This is a genomic window from Flavihumibacter solisilvae, from assembly GCF_000814475.1.
Taxonomy (GTDB): domain Bacteria; phylum Bacteroidota; class Bacteroidia; order Chitinophagales; family Chitinophagaceae; genus Flavihumibacter; species Flavihumibacter solisilvae.
The window spans coordinates 105,314-131,303 of record NZ_JSVC01000009.1; the positions used below are offsets into that span (position 1 = coordinate 105,314).

At 48.2% G+C, this 25,990-nt stretch carries 24 protein-coding genes; 8 read left to right on the top strand and 16 right to left on the bottom strand.

Going from position 1 to position 25,990, the window contains the following annotated elements; all coding sequences use genetic code 11:
• The first annotated feature begins 3 nt into the window (after positions 1 to 3).
• The 3 genes from OI18_RS08470 to OI18_RS08480 are packed head-to-tail and all read left to right on the top strand — an operon-like array spanning position 4 to position 2,630.
• Positions 4 to 501, top strand: coding sequence for a nuclear transport factor 2 family protein (locus OI18_RS08470; RefSeq protein ID WP_039138961.1), 498 nt, complete (start codon positions 4 to 6; stop codon positions 499 to 501).
• Positions 498 to 2,114 (top strand): amidase, encoded by a 1,617-nt coding sequence (locus tag OI18_RS08475; protein WP_039138963.1) that lies wholly within the window; start codon positions 498 to 500, stop codon positions 2,112 to 2,114. Before OI18_RS08470 ends, OI18_RS08475 begins: the two co-directional genes overlap by 4 nt.
• 12 nt (positions 2,115 to 2,126) lie before the next feature.
• A complete protein-coding gene (locus tag OI18_RS08480) occupies positions 2,127 to 2,630 on the top strand; it encodes a GNAT family N-acetyltransferase (RefSeq protein WP_039138966.1) in 504 nt (167 codons plus the stop codon).
• A 7-nt stretch (positions 2,631 to 2,637) separates the two neighbouring features.
• Here the strand turns inward: OI18_RS08480 and rluF are convergent, their stop codons facing one another.
• Genes rluF through OI18_RS08515 form a run of 7 tightly spaced genes read right to left on the bottom strand, consistent with a single transcriptional unit; the run spans position 2,638 to position 9,372 of the window.
• Complete coding sequence (rluF, locus tag OI18_RS08485) at positions 2,638 to 3,606, bottom strand: 23S rRNA pseudouridine(2604) synthase RluF (RefSeq protein ID WP_072038979.1); 969 nt, start codon at positions 3,604 to 3,606, stop codon at positions 2,638 to 2,640.
• Between the two features lie 2 nt (positions 3,607 to 3,608).
• Positions 3,609 to 5,660, bottom strand: a complete 2,052-nt coding sequence (gene rnr, locus OI18_RS08490; RefSeq protein ID WP_039138969.1) for a ribonuclease R — start codon at positions 5,658 to 5,660, stop codon at positions 3,609 to 3,611.
• A gap of 9 nt (positions 5,661 to 5,669) precedes the next feature.
• A complete protein-coding gene (gene lpxK, locus OI18_RS08495; RefSeq protein ID WP_039138970.1) occupies positions 5,670 to 6,746 on the bottom strand; it encodes a tetraacyldisaccharide 4'-kinase in 1,077 nt (358 codons plus the stop codon).
• Positions 6,736 to 7,308 carry a 5-formyltetrahydrofolate cyclo-ligase gene (locus OI18_RS08500; protein ID WP_039138972.1) on the bottom strand — a complete coding sequence of 191 codons (573 nt, stop codon included), beginning with the start codon at positions 7,306 to 7,308 and terminating at the stop codon, positions 6,736 to 6,738. Before OI18_RS08500 ends, lpxK begins: the two co-directional genes overlap by 11 nt.
• A complete protein-coding gene (gene bioD, locus OI18_RS08505) occupies positions 7,305 to 7,934 on the bottom strand; it encodes a dethiobiotin synthase (RefSeq protein ID WP_039138975.1) in 630 nt (209 codons plus the stop codon). The genes OI18_RS08500 and bioD overlap by 4 nt, the downstream gene beginning before the upstream one ends.
• A gap of 8 nt (positions 7,935 to 7,942) precedes the next feature.
• On the bottom strand, positions 7,943 to 8,482 hold the full coding sequence (locus OI18_RS08510) for an RsmD family RNA methyltransferase (RefSeq protein WP_039138977.1): 540 nt from the start codon (positions 8,480 to 8,482) through the stop codon (positions 7,943 to 7,945).
• Positions 8,473 to 9,372 carry a DUF3822 family protein gene (locus tag OI18_RS08515; protein ID WP_039138980.1) on the bottom strand — a complete coding sequence of 300 codons (900 nt, stop codon included), beginning with the start codon at positions 9,370 to 9,372 and terminating at the stop codon, positions 8,473 to 8,475. The genes OI18_RS08510 and OI18_RS08515 overlap by 10 nt, the downstream gene beginning before the upstream one ends.
• Here OI18_RS08515 and OI18_RS08520 point away from each other — a divergent pair.
• On the top strand, positions 9,353 to 10,711 hold the full coding sequence (locus tag OI18_RS08520) for an MATE family efflux transporter (protein ID WP_039138982.1): 1,359 nt from the start codon (positions 9,353 to 9,355) through the stop codon (positions 10,709 to 10,711). The genes OI18_RS08515 and OI18_RS08520 overlap by 20 nt on opposite strands.
• 21 nt (positions 10,712 to 10,732) lie before the next feature.
• Here OI18_RS08520 and OI18_RS08525 read toward each other — a convergent pair whose 3' ends face one another.
• The 5 genes from OI18_RS08525 to OI18_RS08545 form a co-directional block, all read right to left on the bottom strand.
• Positions 10,733 to 11,089 (bottom strand): dihydroneopterin aldolase, encoded by a 357-nt coding sequence (locus OI18_RS08525; protein ID WP_039138983.1) that lies wholly within the window; start codon positions 11,087 to 11,089, stop codon positions 10,733 to 10,735.
• A gap of 49 nt (positions 11,090 to 11,138) precedes the next feature.
• Positions 11,139 to 12,089, bottom strand: coding sequence for a thioredoxin-disulfide reductase (gene trxB, locus OI18_RS08530; protein WP_039138986.1), 951 nt, complete (start codon positions 12,087 to 12,089; stop codon positions 11,139 to 11,141).
• 91 nt (positions 12,090 to 12,180) lie between these two features.
• Entirely contained in the window at positions 12,181 to 13,065 is an 885-nt protein-coding gene (locus tag OI18_RS08535; RefSeq protein WP_240312740.1) for a DUF4249 domain-containing protein, read from the bottom strand.
• A 107-nt stretch (positions 13,066 to 13,172) separates the two neighbouring features.
• Positions 13,173 to 14,030, bottom strand: a complete 858-nt coding sequence (locus OI18_RS08540; RefSeq protein WP_039132713.1) for a sigma-70 family RNA polymerase sigma factor — start codon at positions 14,028 to 14,030, stop codon at positions 13,173 to 13,175.
• A gap of 188 nt (positions 14,031 to 14,218) precedes the next feature.
• On the bottom strand, positions 14,219 to 15,397 hold the full coding sequence (locus OI18_RS08545) for an AIR synthase related protein (RefSeq protein ID WP_039139267.1): 1,179 nt from the start codon (positions 15,395 to 15,397) through the stop codon (positions 14,219 to 14,221).
• A gap of 83 nt (positions 15,398 to 15,480) precedes the next feature.
• On the opposite strand from OI18_RS08545, the gene OI18_RS08550 reads away from it, so the two are divergent.
• On the top strand, positions 15,481 to 16,434 hold the full coding sequence (locus OI18_RS08550; RefSeq protein WP_039138989.1) for a bifunctional riboflavin kinase/FAD synthetase: 954 nt from the start codon (positions 15,481 to 15,483) through the stop codon (positions 16,432 to 16,434).
• Here OI18_RS08550 and holA read toward each other — a convergent pair.
• Positions 16,421 to 17,416 carry a DNA polymerase III subunit delta gene (gene holA, locus OI18_RS08555; protein ID WP_039138992.1) on the bottom strand — a complete coding sequence of 332 codons (996 nt, stop codon included), beginning with the start codon at positions 17,414 to 17,416 and terminating at the stop codon, positions 16,421 to 16,423. The genes OI18_RS08550 and holA overlap by 14 nt on opposite strands.
• A 206-nt stretch (positions 17,417 to 17,622) precedes the next feature.
• On the opposite strand from holA, the gene OI18_RS08560 reads away from it, so the two are divergent.
• On the top strand, positions 17,623 to 18,597 hold the full coding sequence (locus OI18_RS08560; RefSeq protein ID WP_039138994.1) for a hypothetical protein: 975 nt from the start codon (positions 17,623 to 17,625) through the stop codon (positions 18,595 to 18,597).
• Between the two features lie 89 nt (positions 18,598 to 18,686).
• On the top strand, positions 18,687 to 19,205 hold the full coding sequence (locus OI18_RS08565; RefSeq protein WP_082037895.1) for a DinB family protein: 519 nt from the start codon (positions 18,687 to 18,689) through the stop codon (positions 19,203 to 19,205).
• Between the two features lie 36 nt (positions 19,206 to 19,241).
• Here OI18_RS08565 and OI18_RS08570 read toward each other — a convergent pair whose 3' ends face one another.
• Positions 19,242 to 19,766 (bottom strand): hypothetical protein, encoded by a 525-nt coding sequence (locus OI18_RS08570; RefSeq protein ID WP_039138997.1) that lies wholly within the window; start codon positions 19,764 to 19,766, stop codon positions 19,242 to 19,244.
• Between the two features lie 68 nt (positions 19,767 to 19,834).
• Positions 19,835 to 23,317: a hypothetical protein gene (locus tag OI18_RS08575; RefSeq protein WP_039138998.1), complete on the bottom strand. Its 3,483-nt coding sequence runs from the start codon at positions 23,315 to 23,317 to the stop codon at positions 19,835 to 19,837.
• 91 nt (positions 23,318 to 23,408) lie between these two features.
• Here OI18_RS08575 and OI18_RS08580 point away from each other — a divergent pair, with 91 nt between their 5' ends.
• Positions 23,409 to 24,230 (top strand): hypothetical protein, encoded by an 822-nt coding sequence (locus tag OI18_RS08580; RefSeq protein ID WP_039139000.1) that lies wholly within the window; start codon positions 23,409 to 23,411, stop codon positions 24,228 to 24,230.
• An 18-nt stretch (positions 24,231 to 24,248) separates the two neighbouring features.
• Here OI18_RS08580 and OI18_RS08585 read toward each other — a convergent pair whose 3' ends face one another.
• Positions 24,249 to 25,889 (bottom strand): ABC-F family ATP-binding cassette domain-containing protein, encoded by a 1,641-nt coding sequence (locus OI18_RS08585; protein ID WP_039139001.1) that lies wholly within the window; start codon positions 25,887 to 25,889, stop codon positions 24,249 to 24,251.
• Between the last annotated feature and the right edge of the window lie 101 nt (positions 25,890 to 25,990).

The window sequence follows — 25,990 nt, forward strand, 5'->3', positions numbered from 1 at the left end:
CACATGCACCCCAATGAAGTCCTTCTGACTTATTTCTATACCTGCTTTCAGCAGAAAGACTATAAGGGTATGCAACATTGTTATTCGGACAATGCGAGGTTCAATGATCCTGTCTTCATTGACCTTGATGCCGATGAAGTCAGGGCCATGTGGGAAATGCTGCTGCTGAAAGCGAAGGACCTCGTCATCAGCTTTGATAGCATCCGGGCAGATGATTCCAGGGGCTCAGCAGAATGGGTAGCCGAGTACACATTTTCAGCAACCGGCGAAAAAGTGGTAAACAGGATCCATTCCGCTTTCGAGTTCGCAAATGGAAAAATATCGAGGCAGACTGACCAGTTCGAATTCTATAACTGGGCCCGGCAGGCGCTTGGATTTACAGCAGGCCTGCTATTGGGATGGACACCTTATATCAGGCGCAAGATCAGGTCAAAGGCGATGAAAGGACTGGAGGCATTCATGAGCGCAAGGGCAAACAAACAACTAACTCCTATCAAATGAACAGACGGAATTTCCTGAAGAATGGATCATTGGCAGGGCTGTCGCTCTCCATTGCAACCCTGCCTGGCTGTACCGACGTAACCAACGACGAATCCAGGAAGATCGCAACTACGAATGAATTCGACCTGAATGAAATTACCATCGATGGTCTCCAGGAAAAAATGGCTTCAGGCGAACTCAAATCTTTTTCAATAACGCAGAAATACCTCAGCCGGATTGAAGCACTTGATAAAAACGGCCCGGTACTCCGATCCGTCATTGAAGTGAACCCGGACGCGCTTACTATCGCCAGTCAGCTTGATGAAGAAAGGAAGAACGGAAAGATCCGCGGACCGCTTCACGGGATTCCCGTGCTGATCAAAGACAATATAGATACTGCAGACAAAATGCAGACAACTGCAGGATCATTGGCACTGGAAGGAAATATTGCCTCGAAGGATGCTTTCCTCGTTAAGAAATTGAGAGACGCAGGTGCTGTTATTCTCGGCAAGACTAACCTCTCCGAGTGGGCAAACTTCCGTTCTTCGAAGTCATGCAGCGGGTGGAGCAGCCGGGGCGGACAAACAAAAAGTCCATACCTTCTTAGCCACAATCCCTGCGGCTCCAGTTCCGGCTCAGGCGTTGCCATCGCCGCGAACCTTTGCGCCATTGCGGTGGGCACTGAAACAGACGGATCCATCGTATGTCCATCAGCCGTTAACGGCATCGTTGGGATTAAACCTACGGTCGGACTGGTGAGCCGGTCCGGAATAATCCCGATCTCCCACACCCAGGACACGGCTGGTCCCATGTGCCGAACGGTACGTGATGCCGCCATCCTGCTCGGGATCCTGGCCGGCAGGGATGATGAAGATGAAGCCACGCATGACAACCAGGGAAAAGTACATGCCGACTACACAACATTCCTCCAGGCCAATGCCCTGCAGGGAAAACGGATCGGGATCGAAAAAAAATTGCCTGGTGAAAACCAATTCATTCACTCACTGTTACAAAAATGCAGGGATCTTCTTCAGCAGCGGGGCGCAACAATTATAGAGATCGAATACCTCGATAAAATCTCCCAGATGGGCGACCATGAATTTGCCGTACTGAAATTTGAGTTCAGGCATGGGGTCAACAAATACCTGTCGACGGCCAACGCACGGGTTCGGTCTTTGAAGGAAGTCATCGATTTCAATAAAGCCAACGAGGACAAGGCAATGCCCTATTTCAAACAGGATACACTTGAGGCCTGTGAAAAGCTGGGTGGACTCGATTCGCCTGAATACAAAGAATCACTTGCAAAAAGCAATACCGGTTCCAGGAAAATTATCGACGAAGTAATGAAAGACAACAGGCTCGATGCAATCTGTGGTATTACGATGGGACCGTCATGCAGCATCGACCGCTGGTACGGCGATCGTTGGGGCGATGTTTTCCTGACCATGCCTGCTGCTGTTTCCGGTTATCCGCACATCACCGTGCCTGCTGGACTCGTGTATGGTCTGCCGGTAGGATTATCATTTTTCGGCGGGCCATATACTGAACCACAACTAATCGCCATGTCCTATGACTTCGAACAAGCTGCCAAAAGCAGGATCCTGCCCCAATTTCACCAGCAATTTGAAGGTTAACTTAGATATGAAATGATCCGGAAATATACAGAGGAAGACTTCTTCCTCCTGCAGTCGTGGATTACTGATGCCACAACACTATTCCAGGTTGCCGGTTCGAGCTGGACCTATCCGCTTACTCCGACGCAGATTAACCGGCACCGTCTCGATCATCCCCATAAACAACTATATATCGGTTATGACCAGCGGAATGAACCGGTTGCGATCGGTGAAATAATTACAAATGATGAACACTCTCCAAGGCTGGGAAGGATCCTGGTGGGTGACCAGGCCAAGCGGGGAAAGGGCCTTGGAGAAAGATTCGTGCGGGAACTTGTCGATGAATGTGTACGGCTGCACAACCCCAGGAACATCTGCCTCTTTGTACTCGAGAGTAATGTGGCCGCCGCAAACTGTTATAAAAAGATCGGCTTTCAGTTTACAGATGAAACGATCCCCGACATGGTGTTCCAGGACAAATCATTCCGGGTTCTCAAAATGGTAATGAATTTAAAAGAACGGGAAACAGTGGCTTAGATATCAATTACCGCGACCTGCCTTTCTGCCGGAACGCCTTATATTTCCCTATTGGCTTTTTATCCTTTTCCTGCTTCACCGGCGTCTTGGCAGTTTGAGCAGGCTTTGTGGATTTGGCAGGCTTTGCAGCTTTTGCCGGCTGCACCGGTTTGCCAGTTTGCAGCGGTTTACCGGGCTGCGCCGGTTTACCAGGTCGCGCAAATTTCGGCGCATGCGAAGCCGGAATTTTTCTTCCGGTCTTCACTTTTTTGGGAGCAATGCCGGTTGAATGTTTGATGGATTCCAATAGTGCGGAAAGTTCAGTATCGCTGAGGTAACGCCATTTCCCGATGGCTAGTTTCCCAAGTTGCACATTCATGATCCTTACGCGCTGCAGGGTCATTACACTGTACCCAAGGTATTCGCACATCCTGCGGATCTGCCGGTTGAGTCCCTGTACGAGCGTGATCCTGAATTGCTGCCGTCCCAGTACCTGCACCTTGCATGGAAGCGTTCGCCCCTCCGACAGTGGAACACCGCCTGACATCTTCTCTGCAAACCCGGTGGCCAGCGGCTTATTTACACGAACGATATATTCCTTTTCATGTTCGTTTCCGGCACGAAGTAGTTTGTTAACGATATCACCGTTATTAGTGAGAAAGATGAGTCCTGATGAATCTTTATCAAGCCGCCCGATGGGGAAGATCCGCTTTGGATAATTGATGTAGCTGATGATATTATCGCGGACCTGCTCTTCGGTGGTCGTCGTTATTCCTACGGGCTTATGAAAAGCGAGGTAAACCGGTTTCTCTTTTTTATCAGGCGTGATCAGGCTTCCATCGACTTCCACCTGGTCACCTGGCGTATAGCGGTTACCCGGCTGGGCCGGTTTGTCATTAAGTAAAACCCGACCGGCGCGGATCAGTTCGTCTGCCTGCCTGCGGGAACAATAACCGGTATCACTAATGAATTTGTTTAAACTGACTGACTCAGACATTCCTATTTTTTCTTTGACTTGCGGGAACCTTTTTTCTCTGTTGCTTTTGCAGTAACCCTTTTCTGGTACCTGCTTTCACCCGTTTCTTCCTTTAACGCGGAGGTGATCACCCATTCGTAATCCAGCTGGCGTTTTTCGAGGTTTGCTGCTATAACGGTGATGCGTACGCGGTCGCCCATCCGGAACATCCGGCCGGTGCGACGCCCGGCGAGCATATAGTCGCTTTCGATATGACTGAAATCATCATACTCCGAAAGGCTGGCAATGCTCACGAGGCCCTCACATTTATGTTCAACTGTTTCCACCCAGAATCCAAATGAAGACACACCACTGATCACGCCATCAAATTCTTCACCGAGGAAATTCTGCATGTATTCAACCTGCTTGTATTTATTGCCTGCCCGCTCCGCTTCCATTGCAGCACGCTCCCGTTCGCTGCTATGCTTACATCTCTCTTCCATCTTTTTATCCGGCGCAAATTTTCCATCCAGCACATCCTGCAATGTGCGGTGAACCATTACATCAGGATATCTCCTGATGGGCGATGTAAAGTGGCAGTAATGTTCAAAGCCCAATCCATAGTGACCGATGTTTTTCGTCGTATAGATTGCTTTGGCCATTGTCCTGATCCCAAGCTGCTCCAGCACATGTTGTTCGGGCTTACCCGCCACATCTTTCAACAGCTGGTTAAAGGACTCAGCGATCTGCTCCGGTGAACGTGTATCGAAACTATGCCCGAATTTCCTTGCGAATGCTGCAAACGGCGCAAGCTTCTCTTCGTCCGGCTGGTCGTGCACTCGATATGGAAATGGCAGTTTCTTCTTTGCCGATTCGCCAAACTTATCAACATGCTCCGCAACCGTACGGTTGGCAAGCAGCATAAATTCCTCGATGAGTTGGTGTGCTTCCTTGCTTTCTTTCACCATGATGCCAATCGGTTTCCTGTTTTCATCCAGTTTGAACCTCACTTCCTGCGATGAAAAATTGATTGCCCCTTTCTTGAACCGTTGCTTGCGGAACCGTTGGGCAAACTTGTTCAGCAACAGGATTTCTTCTTTGTATAACCCGTCACCGCTTTCAATGATCTCCTGCACTTCTTCATAAGTGAACCGGTGATTGGAATGGATTACTGTGCGCCCGAGCCAGTAATCTTTTACATCACCCTTATCAGACATGCGAAACACTGCTGAGAAAGTGAATTTGTCTTCAAGCGGCCGCAGTGAACACAATTCATTTGAAATCTTCTCAGGCAACATGGGATTAACGCGATCAGGCAGATATACAGAGGTCGCCCGCTGGTATGCTTCCTTATCGAGTGAGGTATCGGGTTCCACATAATAACTGACATCAGCAATATGAACCCCGATCTCAAAACCGCTCTTCACTTTGCGGATGGACAATGCATCATCAAAATCCTTTGCGTCAACGGGGTCAATCGTGAAAGTAAGTGTATCGCGAAAGTCGCGTCGCTTTGCAATTTCGGAACCTGAAAGTATTTCCGGAATGCGGGCTGTTTCCTCAAGCACTTCTTCTGAAAAAGCCATCGGGAAACCATTTTCAATGATGATCTCACGCATATCGAGATCATTCTCGGCTATTTCTTCCAGCACTTCGATCACTTCACCCAGGGGCTTCTTATTGGGCTCCCACTCCACCATTTTAACCAATACCCGCGCACCATTCACTGCACCATTAAGATTGCTGAGGGGGATAAATATATCCGGCATCGGTTTATCACTGTCGGAGATGAAGAAGGCGAAAGTCTTACTGACCTCAAGCCTTCCCATGAAGATATTCTGCTTTCTTTCCAGCACTTCGGTAACCTCGCCCTGCATCCGCCCGTTGTGACGGGCCGGTTGTTTTATCTTTACCATTACGGTATCACCGTGCATGGCTGTATTAAAATCATTGGGTCTTACCAGAACGTCCTGTTCCAGCTGATCCACAATCACAAACCCCATACCACTACGGGTCACATCAAGCCTTCCTTTTACAATATTAGCAGCGTTGGATTTGCTCTTCTCTTTCTTTTTACCTTGATTCTTTTTACTCATTCTTTTCTATTAAGCACTGGCTGAAAATTGCTTAATAAATGTACCGATTAATGTGTTAAACCGATCAGCGTTTCCGAACAAAAACTGCATTTCGACCGGTAGCACATACACGGGAAGCTGCCTGAGTTCCTGTTCAAATTTCACGAGCCTTACAGCATCCTTCTCCGTTGTCAGTATAATTTTATGCGCTCCCGTGAGCTGGCTGAAGCGCTTTGAGATCTCATTAAGGTCATCGATGCTGAAGATGTGATGATCGCTGTACACCAGCTGATCGTAGGAATGAGCCCGGTCAGCAAGCAGGTTTTTAAGTGGCCTGGGATTTGCAATGCCGGTGACCAGCAACACTTCCACATCCGGCGTTATCCCGTAATGCGAATTATTGACAATGTGATAAAGCTCACCGTACCGGATAGTGGAAAAGAAGACTTCCTGGCCGGCGTGTGGCGCAATCTCCTTCCTGATGGCATCTGCCTGTTCGCTCTCCAGGTCTTCGGGACACTTCGTCACGATAATGATATCCGCTCTTTTTGCACTGCGCTTTTCATCCCGCAAGTCGCCGGTAGGCAAGTACCAGTCGCGTGTATAGAGGTTATTAAAATCCGTCAGTACAATATTCATCCCCGCCTTAATGGCACGGTGCTGAAAGGCATCATCCAGAACAATTGCCTGGGTCGATGGACGGTCATGAAGCAACTGCGGTACAGCCACAATCCTTTCTTCTCCCACTGCTACTGAAACTTTGGGAAACTTGAGGTGAAACTGCATAGGTTCATCCCCGATCTCGAGTGCTGTGGTGGAAGATGTTGCCAGCGCATAACCACGTGTCTTCCTTTTATATCCCCTGCTCAGTGTTGCCAGCTGGTACTCTGAACCGAATGTCCGGAGCAGGTATTCCACCATTGGTGACTTTCCTGTGCCCCCTGCTGCGATGTTTCCGACACAGATTATGGGCAGCCCGAATGATGACGACTGAAGCAGCTTTTTGTCGTACAGGAAATTGCGGATAGCTACCGCCGACAGGTACACAAGTGAAAAAGGAAAGAGAATGATCCGCAACGGTTTCAGCAAGGGAAAATTAAAATTCATAAATCTGTTCTGGAGTTATGCAGGCAGATAAAGGTATATCATATTGATCGATGCCCGGTAGTGCAGGCTCAGGTTCAAAATAGCTGAATCCAACGCGGATCACGTCTGGCCGGCATGTTGCCAGGAACCTGTCGTAAAACCCGCGGCCATATCCCAGCCGGTAACCCTTCAGGTCAAACGCCAGCAGGGGAACGATCACCATGTCGATCTCGTGTACCGGTACCGGTTGCCCATCTACAGGCTCCGCTATTCCAAACTCTGACCGCTTATAATTTGTATCATCATTCACGGCAACAGGTTGGAGGTGATTATGCCGGAAATCGCTGACGGGATAGCACAATTGCATTCCCGGAATCCTGAATTCCATGAAATCTGTCACCAGGAAAGTATTCACCTCCCCGTTCTCTTTTATCGGCCAGTAGGACAACACGGTTTGCACATGATCCGGGATCTCCCATTGCTGGAAATTGATCAGCAGGAGGTCGTCCATGCGATTTCTCCCGTGATCTCCGAGTAACAATCTCTTTTCCCTGTAATGCTTTCGTAATGCAGCCTTCGTCATATATAATGAGTGAGCGATGAACGGATCTTATTCGCCTGGTCACGGACAAAATCCCTGTCACAATGGTCAGTGAATGGAATGGAAGCGAGTACAGGCAATTTCGTCCACCCCGCAATCTCGTTTTCATAACTTCCAAAGTGGTCGTTAAAGATCCAGCCGATCACGGGGATGCCGCGGACCCGGCAGGCTTCTGCTGTGAGCAGGGAATGATTGATGCTGCCCAGGTAATTCCGGCTGACAAGGATCACAGCTGCGTCCAGGGCTATAACAAGGTCGGCCACAAACTGGCTGTCGTTTAGAGGAACGAGTAAGCCCCCCGCACCTTCCACTACCAACGGACATTTGCTTTGCGGCTTATTGGAAACAATCCTGTCAATGTCAATCTCCACTCCTTCTTCACGTGAAGCGATATGAGGAGATGCAGGCATGGCGAGTTTATAAACCTCAGGATGAACGACAGTTGATTCACTGGTGTTTGCCTTAATCCAACCCGTATCGGTGCCATCAGCAAACCCTGCCTGCACAGGTTTCCAGTAATGGGCCTGCAGCGCTTCTGTCACGATAGCAGAAACAAGCGTCTTTCCTATCCCGGTTCCGATGCCTGTAATAAAAATCGGCTTTGACATGTCAGCGGTCAGCGGTTGATGAAAAATGAAAACAGGGTGGTCCCGTAATTCCTTTCGGAAACGAACTTATCAAATTCCGCATAGTTGTTTCGCGGCGTGTGCTCGAGGACAAACATACCACCCGGCTTCAGCAGGTTTTTCTCCACAATCTTCCTGGGCAAGTCATCAATGGTCTCAAGTGCATATGGTGGACCGGCAAAGATGAAATCAAATTGCTGGTTGCATTCATCGATGAACTTGAACACATCCATCCTGATCACTTTGAGCTGTGTGAGCCCAAAGCTCTCAGCAGTCTTCTTGATGAAGGCATGCATGGAAGGATCTTTCTCTACTATGGTCTGGTCAGCAGCTCCCCTTGAAGCAAGTTCATAACTGATGCTGCCGGTGCCCCCAAAAAGGTCGAGTGTAGTTATGCCTTCAAAATTTATATTGTTCTGCAGGATATTGAAGAGTCCCTCCTTTGCTATATCAGTAGTAGGCCTCGTATGCGGCATCTTCGAAGGTGGATTCACCCTGCGCCCGCCCAGCTTTCCGCTAATTATACGCATGTCGCCATTTGCATTAAGGGAGTGAAATAATGTTCGGGTTGCTCCTGCAGCCTGCTGATGTCAACTTCCATACTATCAGGGACACGTGCCGTCCGGATATTCCTGAAATATTTGAACAGCTCCAGGTAAAGTGCAGAATCCTTGTCAATCCAGCCATCCACATGCAGGTTTACGGACTGTGGTGAAAGTTCATGTTGTTCCAGCGCATGTAACACCTGGTAGCTTACATCTTCAGGAACATTGTATTCATACAGCTGCATCAGCACCCACTCGTGCTTCCGGACGGCAACTGCCACATGGGAGGTTTCAAACAGCAGGTATACGTCGCCGTTGGCGGAGGCATGTTGCTTGTCGAGCCATGCAATCCATAACGAAAACAGGTGCCTGTGCTGCACCTTCGCGTGAATGGCAGACAATTCCTGGTATAACGAGGTCGGTATGCGATAGATAGTATAATCATTCCTTCCGGGAACCTGTTCTGCCAGCAAAGTGCCGCGGAAAAGGTCACCGAACTGGATGTCCAGGAGCTCCTTGCCATTGTCGACACTATAAAGGGCAGCAGGTACCACTGCGGCCTGCGGAGCGTAGTGAACCACCACCAGTCTGCCCCACCCGTTCAACCAGTCCTTTTGTTCTTTCAGCCATTCAGTAAGGGGTGTTCCGAACTCCATGCTGCTACTGTCGAACTGGATATTCTTATATAGAACCGGCTGGCATTTTTCATTTACTGCAAACAGCTGAACGCCGGTATCATGAACCTGCAACAGCAGGGTATGATCTGCGGGATTAGCCACATCGCTGAATGAAACATCAAATCTTGTAGTATAAACCATATCAATGGCTGCAATAATAGCATTATTTTCGGGCTTTATGTCCAGCTCAGCTCCCATTTCAGATCTACGGGTTAATACCAGCAACCGGCAGATTCTTTCCATTGCACTACCGATCAGTTTTTCCATTTTTATCCCGCAGATCAATTTTGTAACGAATAATGTTTTCCTCGGCGGACTCGGAGAAGAGTCGCTGGCCGCAGCGGGTATTACCGGGGTATTCTACCTGATCTTCGCAGTCATTGGCTTCGGTCTCAACAACGGCCTCCAGGCATTGATTTCAAGAAGGGCGGGGCAAAACCGGGTTTCCGAAATAGGTAAGCTTTTCATCCAGGGTGTGTATATCTCGCTTGCATTTGCGGCACTTGGGATCCTGATCACTTACCTGCTTGCACCATATATATTGGGACTGGCATTAAAATCAGATGTTCTCACCGCCAAATGTGTGGACTTCCTGTATATACGCATCTGGGGACTACCCTTCCTGTACATCTACCAGATGCGGAATGCGCTGCTTGTCGGAACGAACCAGAGCAAATACCTGATCTGGGGAACAATGGCTGAAACCATCGCCAATATCGTGCTCGATTATGGCCTCATCTACGGTAAGTTGGGGTTGCCCGAAATCGGTTTCAATGGCGCGGCAATCGCCTCCATTATTGCAGAGTTCCTGGGCATGTTCGTCGTATTTTCCGTGATCGAATGGAAGGGAATCAGCAAGCAACTGGGACTGTATCGTGATCTTAAGTTCAATGCAGATGAAACGCGGCTGGTTCTTGTTCAGTCGTCGCCACTGATCTTCCAGTATGCCATCAGCATCATCAGCTGGGAATTCTTTTACGTGCTTGTGGAACACCATGGCGAACGTGCACTCGCCATTTCCAATACCATGCGGAACATCTTCGGCATTTTCGGTGTATTCACCTGGGCTTTCGCAGCCACTGCCAACACGATGGTAAGTAACATTATCGGCCAGGGTATGCAGGAACGGGTTGAAGCACTCATTGTAAGCATCGTGAAGCTGAGTATGAGTTTCTCCCTGATCCTGTGTATAATGCTGAATGTTTTCCCGCAGGCATTCCTGGCATTGTATGGACAGGGTGATCAGTTTATTGCTGATGCGATACCGGTGCTGCGAATTGTTTCGCTTGCACTGGTGATCATGTCATTTGCCAATGTATGGCTGAATTCCGTAACGGGCACAGGTAACACGCGGATCAACCTGATGATTGAAGTAGTGGCAATCTGTTTTTACAGCCTGTATGTCTTTGTGGTACTTGAGGTTTACCAGCTGCCGATTACTTATGGCTGGATGTCTGAATGGTTATACTGGGGAATCATGTTCACCCTATCATACATGTATATACGCAGTGGAAGATGGAAGGGCAAGGTAATCTGATTACCATGCCCTACCATTGTCTCAGCTGAACTGCTTAAAAAGGGTTATGCCTGCCTTGCCGTGAAAACTTTCAATCGGTGCATTAAGTTTATAAATCGTGATCCGGACAGAAGTCACCTGCTGGTAGCGCTCACGGATCTGCCGGATGATGGCGTCTGCCAGCTCTTCAAGCAATGGAGCCGGCACATGCATCCGCTCCTTTACGATGCGGTACACCTCTTCGTAACTAACCAGGTACTTCAGATTGTTATACCGGTCCTCTGAAGCTTCATAGTTCACATCCAGGCTTACTTCGAAGTCGTTGCCGGCTTTTTCTTCGCCGGCATACAAGCCGTGGTAACCGTAAAAAATGAGGTTATGAAGGTGGACGGTAAGCAAGATTCAATATTAAAAGTTCAAAAGTAAAAAACGCATCAGAACATTGGCATTAAACAGCATTGGCTGATAAAAACCGTTCTGCGTCCAGGGCTGCCATACAACCACTGCCGGCAGCTGTTACGGCCTGGCGATAGATCTTATCCTGCACATCGCCGGAAGCAAATACACCTTCCACATTGGTCTTTGAAGTACCTGGAACGGTCTGGATATAACCGGCTTCATCCATGGTCAGCCAGCCTTTGAAAATATCAGAATTTGGCTGATGCCCGATGGCTACAAAAAATCCGTTCACCGGTATTTCGGTTATGGAATTATCCTGGTTGTTGCGGATGCGTACCGCAGTTACCTTCTGGTCACCAACTATTTCCTCTGTTTCACTGTGATAGTACACCTGGATATTCGAAGTTGCTTTAACCCGGTCCTGCATCACTTTCGATGCTTTCATTCCGTCCTCACCCTTCCTCACGATCATGTGAACTTTGGTAGCAAGCTTGGAGAGATATACTGCTTCCTCACATGCCGTGTCACCCGCACCAACAATTGCCACTTCCTTACCGCGGAAAAAGAATCCGTCGCAAACTGCGCACGCACTAACGCCGAAGCCGTTCAGGCGTTGCTCACTTTCAATGCCCAGCCATTTTGCAGAGGCACCTGTTGCAATGATCACCGAATCTGCCCTGATCTCTTTTTCTTCATCAATCCAAACTTTGAAAGGACGTTCCGAAAAATCCACTTTTGTGGCGAGCCCGAACCGGATATCTGCGCCCATCCTCACGGCCTGTTTTTCAAAATCGATCATCATTTCAGGTCCCTGGATGCCGTCTGCATAACCGGGATAGTTTTCTACTTCGGTCGTTATGGTAAGCTGACCACCCGGCTGGATACCCTGGTAAAGTACAGGTTTCAACGCAGCCCTGGCCGCATATATCGCGGCTGTATACCCTGCAGGTCCTGAACCTATAATCAAACAATGAACGTGCTCTGCTGAACTATTTGCCATACATAAAATCTTTTACTGATAGAACCATCAAAAATAGTGGTTATACAAATCGTTTTTATATGCTGTAAGCTTTCGGTTATGCAAATCGGGATTATTTGGGGATAACCAGTGTGGTATACTGGACCGCATAACCGCCGAAATATCCCAGGGCACCATTCGAGATATTGCCAAGCACCTTTGTAGGTGAGGAAAATGGACTTCCGATGCTGGAATAGTTGTATTCCATGGTCCGCCAGAAATCGAAAGTAACCTTATCGATATTGGTGAATTTCATTACAACAGAATCGCCCCTGGTAAAGAAAGAGTAGGTTTCGAAATCAATTTCCTCGTTCCTGTCAACACCTTTCTCCACTTCAATATCATAGGTAGTGCCATCTACAACCTGGTCATCGAACACCGAGTTGAAGCCGGGGTTAAACGGACCACCGTTGGTGGAATTGAAAAAACGGATATAGTTTCCGAATCCGGGCGGGTCAGTGACCCGGGCCATCATAATGACAAGCGAAGTATCCGGATTGTTGGGTGATGGCTTCCACCAGAGGGAATCTATGGTTTTCGTGAGGAAAGGAATGGTAGTGGAACTGTTATATGTTTTCCCTGCCGACTCTATCGTCACCTGGTAAGATTTTCCTTCCTCACCGGCAAAGGCAGTGGCGAGGTCAGCCGAATCAACGGAATAATAATAAAGTTCCCCTGCCGGTGAGGGCACGGAATATTCCTTGAGTTTATGAGTAGTGACGCCATTTGACACCCGGATGTCGGCACCGCGGACAAACGAGCCAGCGAGGATCTCCGGGCTTATCTCACTGAAATAATCGAGGCTGTTACTCAGGATGAATACCGGTACCTGGCCTGCTTCGATAACTCCTTCCACCACAAGCTTGGGTTCCTGCTCATCCAGATCAAAGTCAATTTTCTTTTCGCAGGCACTAAGAAAGATGGCGGCTGTTACCGCGAGAATGGATCTCCGCATCATTTTCAGGCGTCAGGTTTTGAACTATAACAAGGTACCGGCCAAATGGTTATAAAACAAATCCCGCTGCAGGCAGCGGGACGTGTCATTAAACTATATAACCGGTATCATTATCCTAAATATGCTTTCAGCGCGTTGCTGTAACGGGCTTTCTGGAGGCGTTTGATCGCCCTTTCCTTGATCTGGCGGATACGTTCTTTGGTAAGATCGTATTTCTGACCGATCTGCTCGATGGTTACCCCGTTTTCACCGTCGAGTCCGAAATATGCGTTCACAATTTCGGCTTCGCGGGGACTCAGGGATTTAAGCACCCGGCGGATTTCGTTACGGAGTGAATCCTGCATAACGTCTTCGTCGGTATCGTCGCTTCCTTCCAGCAGGTCGCCCATTGCCACGTCTTCTGCCTCGTGAACCGGGGCGTCAAGGGAGGTATGGCGGGTATTGCTCTGGAAAATATTGTTGATCTCAGTTTCGCTCATTTCGAGGATCTCAGCCAGCTCTTCAGTTGATGGCTCACGCTCATGCTCCTGCTCGAATGCCATATAAGCCTTGTTGGCCTTATTATATGTTCCGATCTTATTCTGGGGCAGACGAACGAGACGGCCCTGCTCAGCCAATGCCTGGAGGATCGACTGACGAATCCACCATACAGCGTATGAAATGAATTTGAAACCCTTTGTTTCATCGAAACGCTGGGCAGCTTTGATCAGACCCAGGTTACCTTCATTGATAAGGTCACTGAGTGAAAGACCCTGGTGCTGGTATTGCTTGGCCACGGACACCACGAAACGGAGGTTGGCCTGAACAAGTTTGTCAAGCGCACGCTGGTCGCCCATTTTGATCCGCTGGGCCAGTGTGGTCTCCTCTTCCGGAGTGATCATTGAAATTTTGGAAATTTCCTGTAGGTACTTTTCTACCGCCTGGGAGTCGCGGTTGGTAATCTGTGTAGCAATTTTAAGCTGCCTCATGCCTGTCTGTTAATTTAATGAATAACGCTCTAATGACGCATACGGTTCGCCGGAAGTTGCAACGGTGAAGGTTAAAAGAAGGCGAAAATGGTCCAGAACTGTCTGCAAAAGTAATCACGAAAATACAGACTTCATAGCTTATGTGGATAATTATCTGCTTTTAATAGATAATTATTATATGGAAACCATTAGCTGTAGGTGATCACCTCACCATCAGGAGCATGCAAAAATAGTTCCTTTTTGTCTGCGGCCTCTACCCTGCCGACAACCCTCCCTTCAAGTCCGAGCGCTTTTCCGGCCAGGATCATCTTTTCAGCCGCTGCCTCCGTGGTAAACACTTCCAGGCGATGACCCATATTAAACACCTGGTACATTTCACGCCAGTCGGACCCGGATGCCTGCTGTAAAAGATTGAATACTACCGGGGGCGCGAAAAGGTTATCCTTGGTGATCCGGAAGTTTCCGGGCAGGTACTTCATGCATTTCGTCTGTCCACCACCGCTGCAATGAACCAGGCCATGGATCTCCTCAAAAAAGCCGCTCAACAGTTGTTTCATCAGCGGGGCGTAGGTCCGGGTCGGGCTCAGCAGCAGGTGACCGATGTCGGTCCGGCCAAAGCCTTCCACGTCGATGGTGTCGGTCATCTTATTGGGACCAATATATACTACCTGGTCGTTAAGCCCGGTATCGAAAGACTCCGGGAACCCTGATCCGTAACTTTTATGCAGTGCATCGTGGCGGGCGCTGGTGAGGCCATTGCTGCCGATCCCGCTGTTATAAGTGTTTTCGTAGCTGGCTTTCCCGGAACTGGCAAAACCAACGATCACGTCGCCCGCACTGATCCGGTCATTGGTCACCAGCCTGTTCTTTGGCCAGCGGGCGGTCATGGTGCCATTCACCGCGATCGTCCGTACCACGTCGCCCACATCGGCGGTTTCCCCGCCGAGGTAGTGGATATTCACCCCGTAGCCCTTCATTTCGTCAAAAAACTCCTGGGTCCCGGAAATTATGGCTTCCAGGACTTCCCCCGGGATCAGCCTCTTGTTACGGTCGATGGTGGATGAAAAAAGGAGATTGTCGTTGATCCCCACGCAAAGCAGGTCATCGATATTCATCACGATCGCGTCCTGCGCGATGCCTTTCCATACCGAAATATCACCGGTTTCCTTCCAGTAGAGGTAGGCCAGGATGCTTTTTGTTCCGGCCCCGTCGGCATGCATGAGATTTACCCATTCTGCATCAGCACCCAGGAAATCCGGGTAAATTTTGCAGAATGCAAAGGGAAATAGTCCCTGGTCAAGCTTTTCCGTTGCTTTATGTACCTCTTCCTTCTGAGCAGAAACACCCCTTTGCGAATAAAGACTCATGTTGTTGATTTCGAACTGCGAAGGTGAGAATGAAAACCCAAAATTCAAAATCTCCTACTTTCAATTAGCTTTGCTCCCTTCGAATGCAAGTTCACAGAAATATCAAAGACCTTCCGATATTCCGGAACGCTGTCATTACTATCGGTACATTCGACGGTGTTCACCTGGGCCACTGTAGTATCATAGGCCAGCTGAAGGAAGTCGCGACCCGCGTCAACGGCGAAACGGTAATTATTACCTTTCACCCGCACCCCCGCCGGATCGTGGGGAATGAAGCACAACCAGTGCAGCTGTTGACCAGCCTTCCGGAAAAGATCCACCTGTTGCGGGCGGCGGGAATCGACCATCTTATTGTGGTGCCTTTTAACCAGGAGTTTGCTGCCCAGTCGCCGCAGGACTATGTCGAATCCTTCCTGATCAGGCACTTTAACCCGCATACGATCATAATTGGTTACGACCACCGGTTCGGCCATAACCGGGAAGGTGATTTTCACCTGCTGGAAGCATATGCGGAGAAACATGCCTTCCAGCTTGTAGAGATCCCGGGCAAATTGCTGGAGGAATCAACCATCAGTTCCACCCGGATCCGCCAGGCGCTGCTGCAGGGCGATTCCGAACTTGCAGCCAACCTGCTGGGATACGATTATTTTTTTGAAGGCATTGTGGTCAAAGGAAACCAGCTCGGAAGAACACTGGGGTTTCCCACAGCCAACCTGCAACTGACTGATAACGAAAAACTCATTCCTGCCAACGGTGTTTATGCGGTTACTGTACAAAGGCTTAACCAGACCACTGAGCTGAGGCAACATCTCAATGGAATGATGAATATCGGGGTGCGGCCAACTGTCGACGGCCTCAACCGGGTCATCGAAGTGAACATCTTCAATTTTGATGAGGATATTTACGGGGAAAGCCTGCAGGTGACATTGCACAAAAGACTGCGGGAAGAGAAGAAATTCGATGGACTTGATGCCCTGAAAAAACAACTGGCACTCGACCGGGAAGCAAGCCAGTCTTTCCTCGCTAAAACATCTTAGCCACCATTTCTTTCATCAATGAGGCATCTTCGGTACCTGCATCATTCACGCCAACTGATTTGAGGTTGTATTCATGCAATAACAACAGGATCCTTTCAATGCCCTCGTAGTCGAAACGCTGGGCGGCAGCGAGATAATCTTTCACAAAGAACGGGGAAACACCTAATGAAGAAGCGACAGCCTTTTCATCGCGTGACGGTACGCCGAATACCTGGAAGACCTTACTGAAAAAGTTATACAACGCAGGCAGCACCATCTGGATGGGCCCGGCCTTGGGATTACCCCCGAAATAGTTGATGATCCGGATAGCTTTTGCCAGGTCCTTTTTTGCAATGGCGTCCTGTAATTCGAAGACGTTGAACTCCTTGCTGACGCCGACAAACTGTTCAATATCGTCTTCGGTTATAGTTTTCCGTGAGCCCAGGTTCAGCAGCAGTTTGTCAATCTCGTTATCGATCCTGCTGAGGTCATTTCCGATATGGTCGACAAGCAGCATCAGCGCCTTCTGGTTAACCTGGTAGCCTTTGGAAGAAATAAGTTTTTCGGTCCACCCCGGCAACTGGTTGTCGTACATTTTTTTCGTCTGCAGCAACTCGGTCTTGTCTTTCAGCATTTTGGCCAGCTTGCTGCGGCCGTCAACCTTCTTTTCCTTGTGACCTACGACAAAAACAGTTGATTTGAGGGGATTGGAGATATATCCTTCGAGTTTGTCCAGCTCCTTCATCTGCTGGGCCTCTTTGAGCAGCACCACCTGCCGCTCGGCAAACATGGGGTAACGCATGCAGGCATTCACTACATCTGCCCAGTTGGCTTCGCGTCCATAGAACACCGTTAGATTGAATCCTGCCTCGGCTTCTGTCAGCAGGTTTCTTTCTGCTTCTTTCATCAATTTATCGATGTAATAGTCTTCCTCCCCTTCCAGCCAGTATACCGGTTTGAATTTTTTCTGCTTCCAGTCGGCCAGTATTTGTTCTACGGACATGATTCAGTTTATGGGCTGCAATAATACTTGAAAGCTGCGAAAAAAGTTGGAAATTAGCGACTACCTGCCGCGTAACTGGCTGAGACAGTGTTTGTAGGAAAAGGAGATTTTTTTTGGCACGGTTTTAGAATGGGCATCAATACGGGGAATCAAAATCAACATAAAAACTGATCAAACCATTTCTAAATTCAGAAAAACAAATACGAATGAGTACTTCAAATTATCCTTCAGCAACCCCTTCACAGGAGCCTAAAAAGGACTACAAAGGCCTGATTATCGCATTACTGGCCGCTGGCCTTCTTGGTACATGGGGTTATTTATTGTGGAACAACAATAAAAACGAACAAACCATCCAGCAGAAAGAAGCTACTATTGCCCAGGTAACAGATGAGAAAACTGAATTGCAGCGCAATTTCGATGCTTCACTGGCCCGCCTGGATTCCGTAACCGGAAACAACAACGCACTGGAAGGTAAACTCAGCGAAAAGAACAGTGAAATTACCAAGCTGAAATCAGAAATCCGCAGCATCCTCAATAAGCGTAATGCTACTGCAGCAGAACTGAAGCGCGCTAAAGAACTCATTGCACAAATGAATGAAAAGGTTGCTAACCTGGAGCAGGAAGTAGCCCGTCTGACTACAGAAAACCAGCAGCTGAACACAGACCTGACTTCTGAAAAGACAAAAACAACCCAGCTTACTTCTGATCTCGCAACTACAACTTCCCAAAAAGTAGAGCTCGAGCAGAAAGTGGATGTAGCTTCTACATTGAACGCTTACAACATCGCCATCACTCCTATCAACGAGAAAAAAGGCGGCAAAGAGAAGGTAACTTCTACTGCTAAGCGTGTAGACAAACTCGTTATCTCTTTCGATGTTGACAACCGTATTGCTCCTGCAGGTCAGTCAGACGTATATGTTCTGGTAACTGGTCCTGATGGTAAGCCGGTTTCACAGGAAACTCTGGGTTCAGGCACTTTCACTACCCGTGAAGAAGGTGACAGGCCTTTCACTGCAAAAGTTCCTGTAAAGATCGAAACAGGCAAAAAGACTCCGGTTGAGTTCGCATGGAAGCCAGGAGAAAACTTCCAGCGTGGTAACTACAAGATTGAAATCTACCACAATGGTTTCAAAATTGGTGAAGGTACACGTGAACTTAAGAAAGGTGGTCTGTTTGGTTAATCGAACACAACTTCTTATAAAAAAGCCATTCCAGTCGGGATGGCTTTTTTATTGTACTGTATCCTAACTTTCCATTCTAAAACCGACTCATGACTCTTCTAAAATGGTTCGACCGAAATTTCACCTTTGGACTTCCCAATGCTATGCTCCCCTTCTACCTGGAACGGCTTGCTGGTACCAGCACCAGGATGAGGGCAAAGCTGGATGGAATTGACGATAGTATCCTGTCTGAGAAATACAATGGTAAGTGGTCAGTTAAACAACATATCGGCCACCTGGCAGAAGTTGACCAGGTTGCTTCCAAAAGGATAGTTGAAATGGTTTCGGGCAAACCGGAACTTTCACCTGCAGTATTTGAGCCGAAGGATTATTCCACCTGGGCTTTGCAGGAGGTACTTGATCACTTCGACAGGATAAGGAAGGAGAACCTTTCGCATTACGAAAAGCTTACAGAGGAGCAATTGCAAATGGCTTCACTTCATCCCAGGTTAAAGGTTATGATGACGCCTGTAGACCTCGCCTTTTTCGATGCCGAACATGATGACCATCACCTGGTCGCGATTAACGAGATCGTGAAAGCACTGTTAAAAGAGAAAGCCACTTCATAACGAAGTGGCTTTCTTAATTCATTCAAATAATGGTTATCAGAAGGTGTATCTAACTGAGATCCCGAAGTTGTCACCATTGAATGTACGGTAGTCGTAACCGTGTTCATGACTGTCATATGGATCAACAACAGAAATGGTCGGACGGATATCTGCCGACAGGTTCAGCGGGATGTTGGCGAACTTGTAGTCAATACCACCGGTCGGATAGATGCCCATACCGAATCCTTTGTAGGCGTCGTCGTCAGAGAATGAATTGTACATCATCAATCCACCGCCAACGTACCAGCGCAGGCCGGGAACAGGCTTAATGTCGAAGTGATGCTGGTAGGTTGCAGAGAATGCAACGGTGACCCAATCGAAATCGCCATACTTCTTTCCTCTTCCGCCAAGGTTGAATTCGAGCGCGCCAGCGTCTGTTATGAATGTTTTGAATGATCCTGAAACAACTTCATGGTACCCGGATCTAATGCTGCCACCTATTGCACTTTTATAATCACTCTGCGCAAAGGCTGTTCCCAGCATTCCACAAACCAAAAGAACTGATAAGAATAGATTTTTCATACAGGTTTTAATTTTACGTCAAAATTTGGTGCTGCAAAGTAAAGGAATTTCGTTTAATGCCCGCCGCATTACAATATCGCCCGCAGTGCCGCACGCCCCACGTGAATCACCCTTGTCTCGCCGGGTTTCCTGCCTTCATACTGGATATTCACTTCAAGGTTTTTACCGAGGCGCTTTGTGAGGTCAAGTGACCACAACAGGTTTTTTCCCGGTCTCAATCCATCAAGCATGATATAACTCACCGTATTATTTGTTTCATAAGGGAACCGGATCGCACTATAAGTGAACTTACCCTGCACAGATGCACTTTGCAGGATATTATATTTTGCATCTGCGGCAAAGGCGTTTGAACTGTATTTTTCTTTAGCACCCTGCGTGTTTTCCTTGTTGCTGTACTTATATGAACCGATAATGCGGAAGGTGGCACCGCGGGTAAAGGTCAGCCTCGGTTCAAGTGAATATTGCTCAACCTGGTAATTTTTATTCTCAAATTTTTCATTGCCTGAGACCAATCCATTTGAACCATCCCTTCCCACCAGCTCAAGTGTTATCCTGCGACTCATGTTCCACCTCGTACGCATAGTCCATTCCGTTAGCAAACGGCTTTCCAGTCCATATGTCAGCAGCACCTTGCCTTTATTCCGGGCATTACTTACATCAAAACCCCATTTGGGACTGAACTTATTGAATGATACGCTGTTCACCCAGATATTGGCAAGACTGATCAGCGAGCTGTCGTTCAGCGCATCACTGAAAGGATTGAACTGGGCCATGCCGTCTGAAATTTCCTTTTTGAACAACTGGAGCGACGACTGCAGGTTTATCCGCGAAATAAACTTACGCATACCCTTTACTGTCGCCTGGTCGAAGAGCGATCGCGGGTTGAAGCCAAGACTGTAATTAAAGCTGTTATAGGCCGCCTTAACAAATTCGTTTGTCGGGGTAAAAATGCGGATGAATTTTGCCTGGTCCTGGAACAGGGCAATTTCGAATTCATTGAGCTGCTGAACGCCATCATTGTTGTAATCGAACCAGGTATATTCTCCCTGTCCTGCCGGCACCTCAAGGAAGGCAAAATCCCTTTTCTGCTCCTGTCCTGAACCCAGTTCATAAAGCAGGTTACCGGTAACTGCACCATTCCATTCATTGATCATATATTCAATCCGGCCCAGGAGGCTTTTATCCGACCCGGTGTTAAGAGCTGTTTTCTGGTATACCTGCAAAGTCCGGTAAGTGGCATTCAACCTGACCTGGTGTGCTTCATTCGACATCAGCTCAGCCGTTGCCGTAAAGTTCTGGCTGCGGTCTGTCCTCACGAGGCTCTTTCCCATCGGCACCTGGTCGCTCCGCGTATAATAACTTACCGACCATTTATTCGTTTTCTCTTCATCCGATTTAAGGTAAAACTTAACTACATCGAAAGAGAAACTGTAGGGTGTCAGCGTGTCTGTCGCCTTGTTCCTCGCTTCATTATGTTCGAGTGCATAATTGAAGCCAAGCGTGTAATTACGTAATGAAGGAAGTGTTTTGGCAATGTCGATCGAGGGCCTGAAAAAATTGCCTTTGTCTGCAAGGCTCGAGGATTTGGTAATGCTGATAATGTTATTGAATTTCCAGCCACTCACAGCCTGCTGGTGCGAGAGGCTGTTCCGGATCCCGTTGAAGTTGTCATTCCTGTTATATCCCGTAACCTGGTACCGTAACCGGTTTTCTTTTTCATCAGCCAGTTCCAGGCCTGCTGTATAAATGGTTTCATCTGCAGGTTGTACCACAAGGGGAAGTCCCCAGTCACGGGTAAACTCGACATTCCTGAGCCTTTCCACTGGCCGGAAAGTATGTTCTACCCACTCGAGAGATCCATCGCCCTGGATCTTTAATTTGCTGCTGATCTTTTCTATGTGTTTAGCCTGCACCCTTCCTGCAAATCCACGGTCATTGCCTTTATTCCGGTGCGAAAATGAGTTGATGTCGTAGTTACTCATTCCTATGTCTGCACTTATACTTGTCTTACCCGAAATAAAATAATCGCCCCCGAAGGTCAGCACCTGTTGCCGCTTGGGTGTAACAAGAAATGTCGCGGCTTCATAACGCCCCTGCGGACGGCCATTAAGCGGTTCTATCCATTTATACACTTTACCGTTTGCTGCATTCAGGTCAGGAATATAATTACCATTCCCGTCTCCCACATCTATAAATGAAAGATTGTACCTGGCACTGTCCGGGTTTGTAGAATATACATAGATGGAATCAGCAGCAGGGTCAACAGGATTCGGGATCTTCATGTACAGGATCTTATCTGCAGAAAAGGAATCGATACTTGCGACAGGATAGAATGCTTTCTGAACGCTATCGCCGATGAGGCCCAGGAATTGTTTCTGCTTTGCGTCAAGGCTCTGGTTGATCGGCGAATTCTTTGCATCATTGTTTGAAAACACTCCCATGCGAAACCTGAAACGTTTACCGAAATCTGTTTCATTTGACAGGTACAGGTTGGTGTTGAGATAGTTCCTGTCGGCATATTCGAATTCCACCTGGATCCTTCTATCCTTATTGATCATTCGCCTGGGGGTAAACGTTATTTCAGCAGTATTGTAGTTGATGACATAATCCATGTCTTCCCCCCGCTGTAACAGTTCTCCATCAATGTACACTCTTTCGGTACCGGCCAGCACCACGAAATACAGTTCATTGTTTGCGCCTGTGAGCCGGTATGGGCCCTGGTTACCTTCAATGCCGTTGAAGATGTTCCGCGTGAATTTCCCCTTTGCAATTGAGCCGCTCACAAGCGTCCTGTTGAGAATGCCTGGTGAGATCTGTGAAGTGTTTTCAAATGCTCCGCCCTGGAGTCGTTTATAGAAATTCAGGAAGTAATTCCGGTTCTGCCGGATATCGATATCGCCGAGGCTCAGTTGCCAGCCTTTCTTTTTAAACTGGAGGAAGATGCGGTCAAATTCGTTGAGCTGCTGTGTTGTTCCATCCGGTTGAACAGGGATGTTATTATCCGTTATAGCTGCTGCAATTTCAATGCTGTCAGCCAGGTAACCGCTGATCTGCAGGTTAAGGTTTGAACTGACCACTGCATCCTGCGCATTCCCGAATGAGATTCCCCTGCCGAAACTTCCGTTATACGTGATGTTGCCGAAGTTGAAAAAATCAGGCTCGCTGACCGTGTTTGTCAAAGCCTGGATGGTATGCTGGCTCACGGCCCTGTTCAGCAGGCTATCGAAGTTCATCTGTTGACGCCGTGCATTCAGCTTCATACTGAAGACCCTGTAAGTGACCCTGACTGAATCGAGCGGCGGAACACTAAACCATGTCAAAGTTCCATTCAGCCAGTCAACCTCGTATGTGCTATCGGCAATCCCGGGCATATGCATGGAACCAGGGACAAGACTCAAACTGTCCAGCGTCGTTTTGCCGGGAAGCACTTTAAGGTAGCGGGAACGAAGATTGGAAACGGGATATTTTCCGGAAACCGGTTCCGCAACCTGCCCGCTCACGATTCCCGTGCACAATACGACCAGAACACATATCAACAGTAATTTTCCCAAACGGCCAGGTTTCCTAATAAGCGGTTAAAATTAGTATTTATTGCCCATTCGATTAGTGCAGCGATGCTGCTAAAACCACTGTCAATGCAATATGCTTACGAGAAAATTGCAATACAGCCTTATTGCATTATGCTTTTTCATTATAACTACCGGTTGCTCCCGCGAATTCTATTATAGAAGCCCCTACCCGAATATCCAGAACAGTTACCACGCAATGCCCATGATCAGCGATTCCTCCCGGAATACGCACTACCTGACTATGAGTGCAAATTTTGCAGGTGCAAATGACCAGCTTACAGACTATGTTTTTGTGGGCCAGGCCAAATGGCATTACAGCATGAAGATCGCCAATAACGTGCAGGGATTCATTGGTGCACAGTTCAGTGCCGGCACTTATGAAGTGCGGCCGATCCGCGAATCTGAAGGCGAGTTGCCTTACTATGTGGATATCCCGAAAATCAACAACGCGTCGGGCATAAAGTATACAGGTGCGGCCGGGTTGAACGGCGGTTTTGCATTTGTTGTGCCCATGGGAAGCAGGCATGAATGGCGGATCTTCGGAGTGGAAGGTTCCGTATCAAGGGAGTTTGGGGATTACATGCAATTCAGGGAAATGATGCCGGACAGTATAGTAACATTCGTAGACAAGGGTGAATGGCCTGCGACTCTCGGTGGGTTCACAGAATGGGTATTCCGGCCATCAAACCCTAAGGTGCGACTCGGCTTCCAGCTTGGCTGGGGAACCGGGATCAACCGGCTGGTCTCCCATACAGAAGAATACCGCTACCTGAGGCCGCGGTATTTTTACCAGACATTTCATTTCACCCGTGATAATGTTACCACCTACTTTTCAGGCAGGTTCGGGAACTATTTCGCCGGATTCCAGTTTGGACTCAGCTTCCGGCTGAAATAATTCTATGCTACATGGCGATTAAGCCAATACTTTTTCGCCGTAGAGTTCTTCGCGTAATTGCTTAACCCTGCCATCTTCCAGGTATTCGTCGAAGGTTATGAGCCTGTCGATAATGCCGTTCGGTGTCAGTTCAATCACCCTGTTGGCTACTGTCTGCATGAACGTATGGTCATGCGAGGTCAGGAGCACGATTCCGGGGAAATTCTGGCAACCTTCGTTGAAGCTCTGGATACTTTCGAGGTCGAGGTGGTTGGTTGGCTGGTCGAGCATCACCAGGTTCGGATTCTGCAACATCATCCGGCTGATCATGCAACGCACTTTCTCTCCACCACTGAGCACATTCGTTTTCTTCATAATGTCATCACCACTGAACAACATCTTACCCAGGAAGCCACGCAGGAAAGGCTCGTCTGCATCTGTAACATTTGCAGGTACGAACTGGCGCAGCCAGTCGAGCAGGTTCAGTCCCTGTGTAAAGAATTCATTGTTTTCCAACGGCAGGTAGGCACTTGTAATGGTTGTACCCCATTCGAACTGGCCTTTATCAGCTTTCCTGTTACCGGTGATGATCTCAAAGAAATTGGTAACGGCAAGCGGATCCTTGCTGAGGAAAGCGATCTTATCGCCTTTATTCACACTGAAGTTCACTTTGTCGAACAGCACACGGCCATCAACAGATGAAGCAAGCTTTTCTATATTCAGGATCTGGTTACCCACTTCGCGCTGGGGCTGGAATATAATACCCGGATAGCGCCTGGTCGATGGCTCGATCTCTTCAATCGTAAGTTTTTCGAGGGCCTTCTTCCGGCTGGTGGCCTGCTTCGACTTAGAGGCGTTTGCACTGAATCGGGCAATGAACTCCATCAGGGCAGCACGCTTCTCTTCCGTTTTCTTGTTCTTGTCGTTGATCTGGCGGCTCATCAGCTGCGAGCTCTCATACCAGAATGTATAGTTACCGGTAAAGATCTTGATCTTCTGGCGGTCTACGTCGGCAACATGGGTACAAACCGCATCCAGGAAGTGACGGTCGTGGGAAACTACCAGTACGATATTTTCATAGTCGGCAAGGAAATTTTCCAGCCAGCTGATGGTTTCAATATCAAGTCCGTTGGTCGGTTCATCGAGCAGCAGGATATCTGGGTTACCGAAGATCGCCTGCGCAAGAAGCACCCGCACTTTCAGGTTACCCGGGATGTCTTTCATGAGACTGGAATGGAACTGCTCAGGTACACCCAGTTCGATAAGCATACTGCCGGCATCACTTTCCGCTGTATATCCACCCATTTCGCCGAATTCGCCTTCCAGTTCACCGGCACGCATGCCGTCTTCTTCCGTAAAGTCAGCCTTGGCATAAATAGCATCACGCTCCTGCATCACCTGCCACATTTTCTGGTGGCCCATCAGCACGGTATTAAGCACGGAAATCTCATCGAACGCAAAGTGGTTCTGCTTCAACACTGCCATCCGTTCGCCGGGGGTAATGTTTACAGAACCCTTCGATGGTTCAATTTCACCTGAAAGGATCTTCAGGAAAGTCGACTTGCCCGCACCATTTGCACCGATCACGCCATAACAGTTGCCCTTGGTAAAGTTGAGGTTCACCTCGTCAAACAGCACACGCTTACCAAAAGACAGTGTCACATTATTTACAGAAATCATATTCGAGTAACTTTTTGGAGGCGCAAAAGTACGAATAAGTTTCAAGTTTAGGCCTTTATTCCCCGGGTAAACAGCACCCCGAAAGGTGATAAAACTTTAAG

Bases quoted from the DNA above. Each gene is read 5' to 3' on its own strand.
- OI18_RS08470 (WP_039138961.1), top strand. From the start codon at position 4: ATGCACCCCAATGAAGTCCTTCTGACTTATTTCTATACCTGCTTTCAG.
- OI18_RS08475 (WP_039138963.1), top strand. From the start codon at position 498: ATGAACAGACGGAATTTCCTGAAGAATGGATCATTGGCAGGGCTGTCG.
- OI18_RS08480 (WP_039138966.1), top strand. From the start codon at position 2,127: ATGATCCGGAAATATACAGAGGAAGACTTCTTCCTCCTGCAGTCGTGG.
- rluF (WP_072038979.1), bottom strand. From the start codon at position 3,606: ATGTCTGAGTCAGTCAGTTTAAACAAATTCATTAGTGATACCGGTTAT.
- rnr (WP_039138969.1), bottom strand. From the start codon at position 5,660: ATGAGTAAAAAGAATCAAGGTAAAAAGAAAGAGAAGAGCAAATCCAAC.
- lpxK (WP_039138970.1), bottom strand. From the start codon at position 6,746: ATGAATTTTAATTTTCCCTTGCTGAAACCGTTGCGGATCATTCTCTTT.
- OI18_RS08500 (WP_039138972.1), bottom strand. From the start codon at position 7,308: ATGACGAAGGCTGCATTACGAAAGCATTACAGGGAAAAGAGATTGTTA.
- bioD (WP_039138975.1), bottom strand. From the start codon at position 7,934: ATGTCAAAGCCGATTTTTATTACAGGCATCGGAACCGGGATAGGAAAG.
- OI18_RS08510 (WP_039138977.1), bottom strand. From the start codon at position 8,482: ATGCGTATAATTAGCGGAAAGCTGGGCGGGCGCAGGGTGAATCCACCT.
- OI18_RS08520 (WP_039138982.1), top strand. From the start codon at position 9,353: ATGTCCAGCTCAGCTCCCATTTCAGATCTACGGGTTAATACCAGCAAC.
- OI18_RS08515 (WP_039138980.1), bottom strand. From the start codon at position 9,372: ATGGGAGCTGAGCTGGACATAAAGCCCGAAAATAATGCTATTATTGCA.
- trxB (WP_039138986.1), bottom strand. From the start codon at position 12,089: ATGGCAAATAGTTCAGCAGAGCACGTTCATTGTTTGATTATAGGTTCA.
- OI18_RS08535 (WP_240312740.1), bottom strand. From the start codon at position 13,065: ATGATGCGGAGATCCATTCTCGCGGTAACAGCCGCCATCTTTCTTAGT.
- OI18_RS08540 (WP_039132713.1), bottom strand. From the start codon at position 14,030: ATGAGGCAGCTTAAAATTGCTACACAGATTACCAACCGCGACTCCCAG.
- OI18_RS08545 (WP_039139267.1), bottom strand. From the start codon at position 15,397: ATGAGTCTTTATTCGCAAAGGGGTGTTTCTGCTCAGAAGGAAGAGGTA.
- OI18_RS08550 (WP_039138989.1), top strand. From the start codon at position 15,481: ATGCAAGTTCACAGAAATATCAAAGACCTTCCGATATTCCGGAACGCT.
- holA (WP_039138992.1), bottom strand. From the start codon at position 17,416: ATGTCCGTAGAACAAATACTGGCCGACTGGAAGCAGAAAAAATTCAAA.
- OI18_RS08560 (WP_039138994.1), top strand. From the start codon at position 17,623: ATGAGTACTTCAAATTATCCTTCAGCAACCCCTTCACAGGAGCCTAAA.
- OI18_RS08565 (WP_082037895.1), top strand. From the start codon at position 18,687: ATGACTCTTCTAAAATGGTTCGACCGAAATTTCACCTTTGGACTTCCC.
- OI18_RS08570 (WP_039138997.1), bottom strand. From the start codon at position 19,766: ATGAAAAATCTATTCTTATCAGTTCTTTTGGTTTGTGGAATGCTGGGA.
- OI18_RS08580 (WP_039139000.1), top strand. From the start codon at position 23,409: ATGCTTACGAGAAAATTGCAATACAGCCTTATTGCATTATGCTTTTTC.
- OI18_RS08585 (WP_039139001.1), bottom strand. From the start codon at position 25,889: ATGATTTCTGTAAATAATGTGACACTGTCTTTTGGTAAGCGTGTGCTG.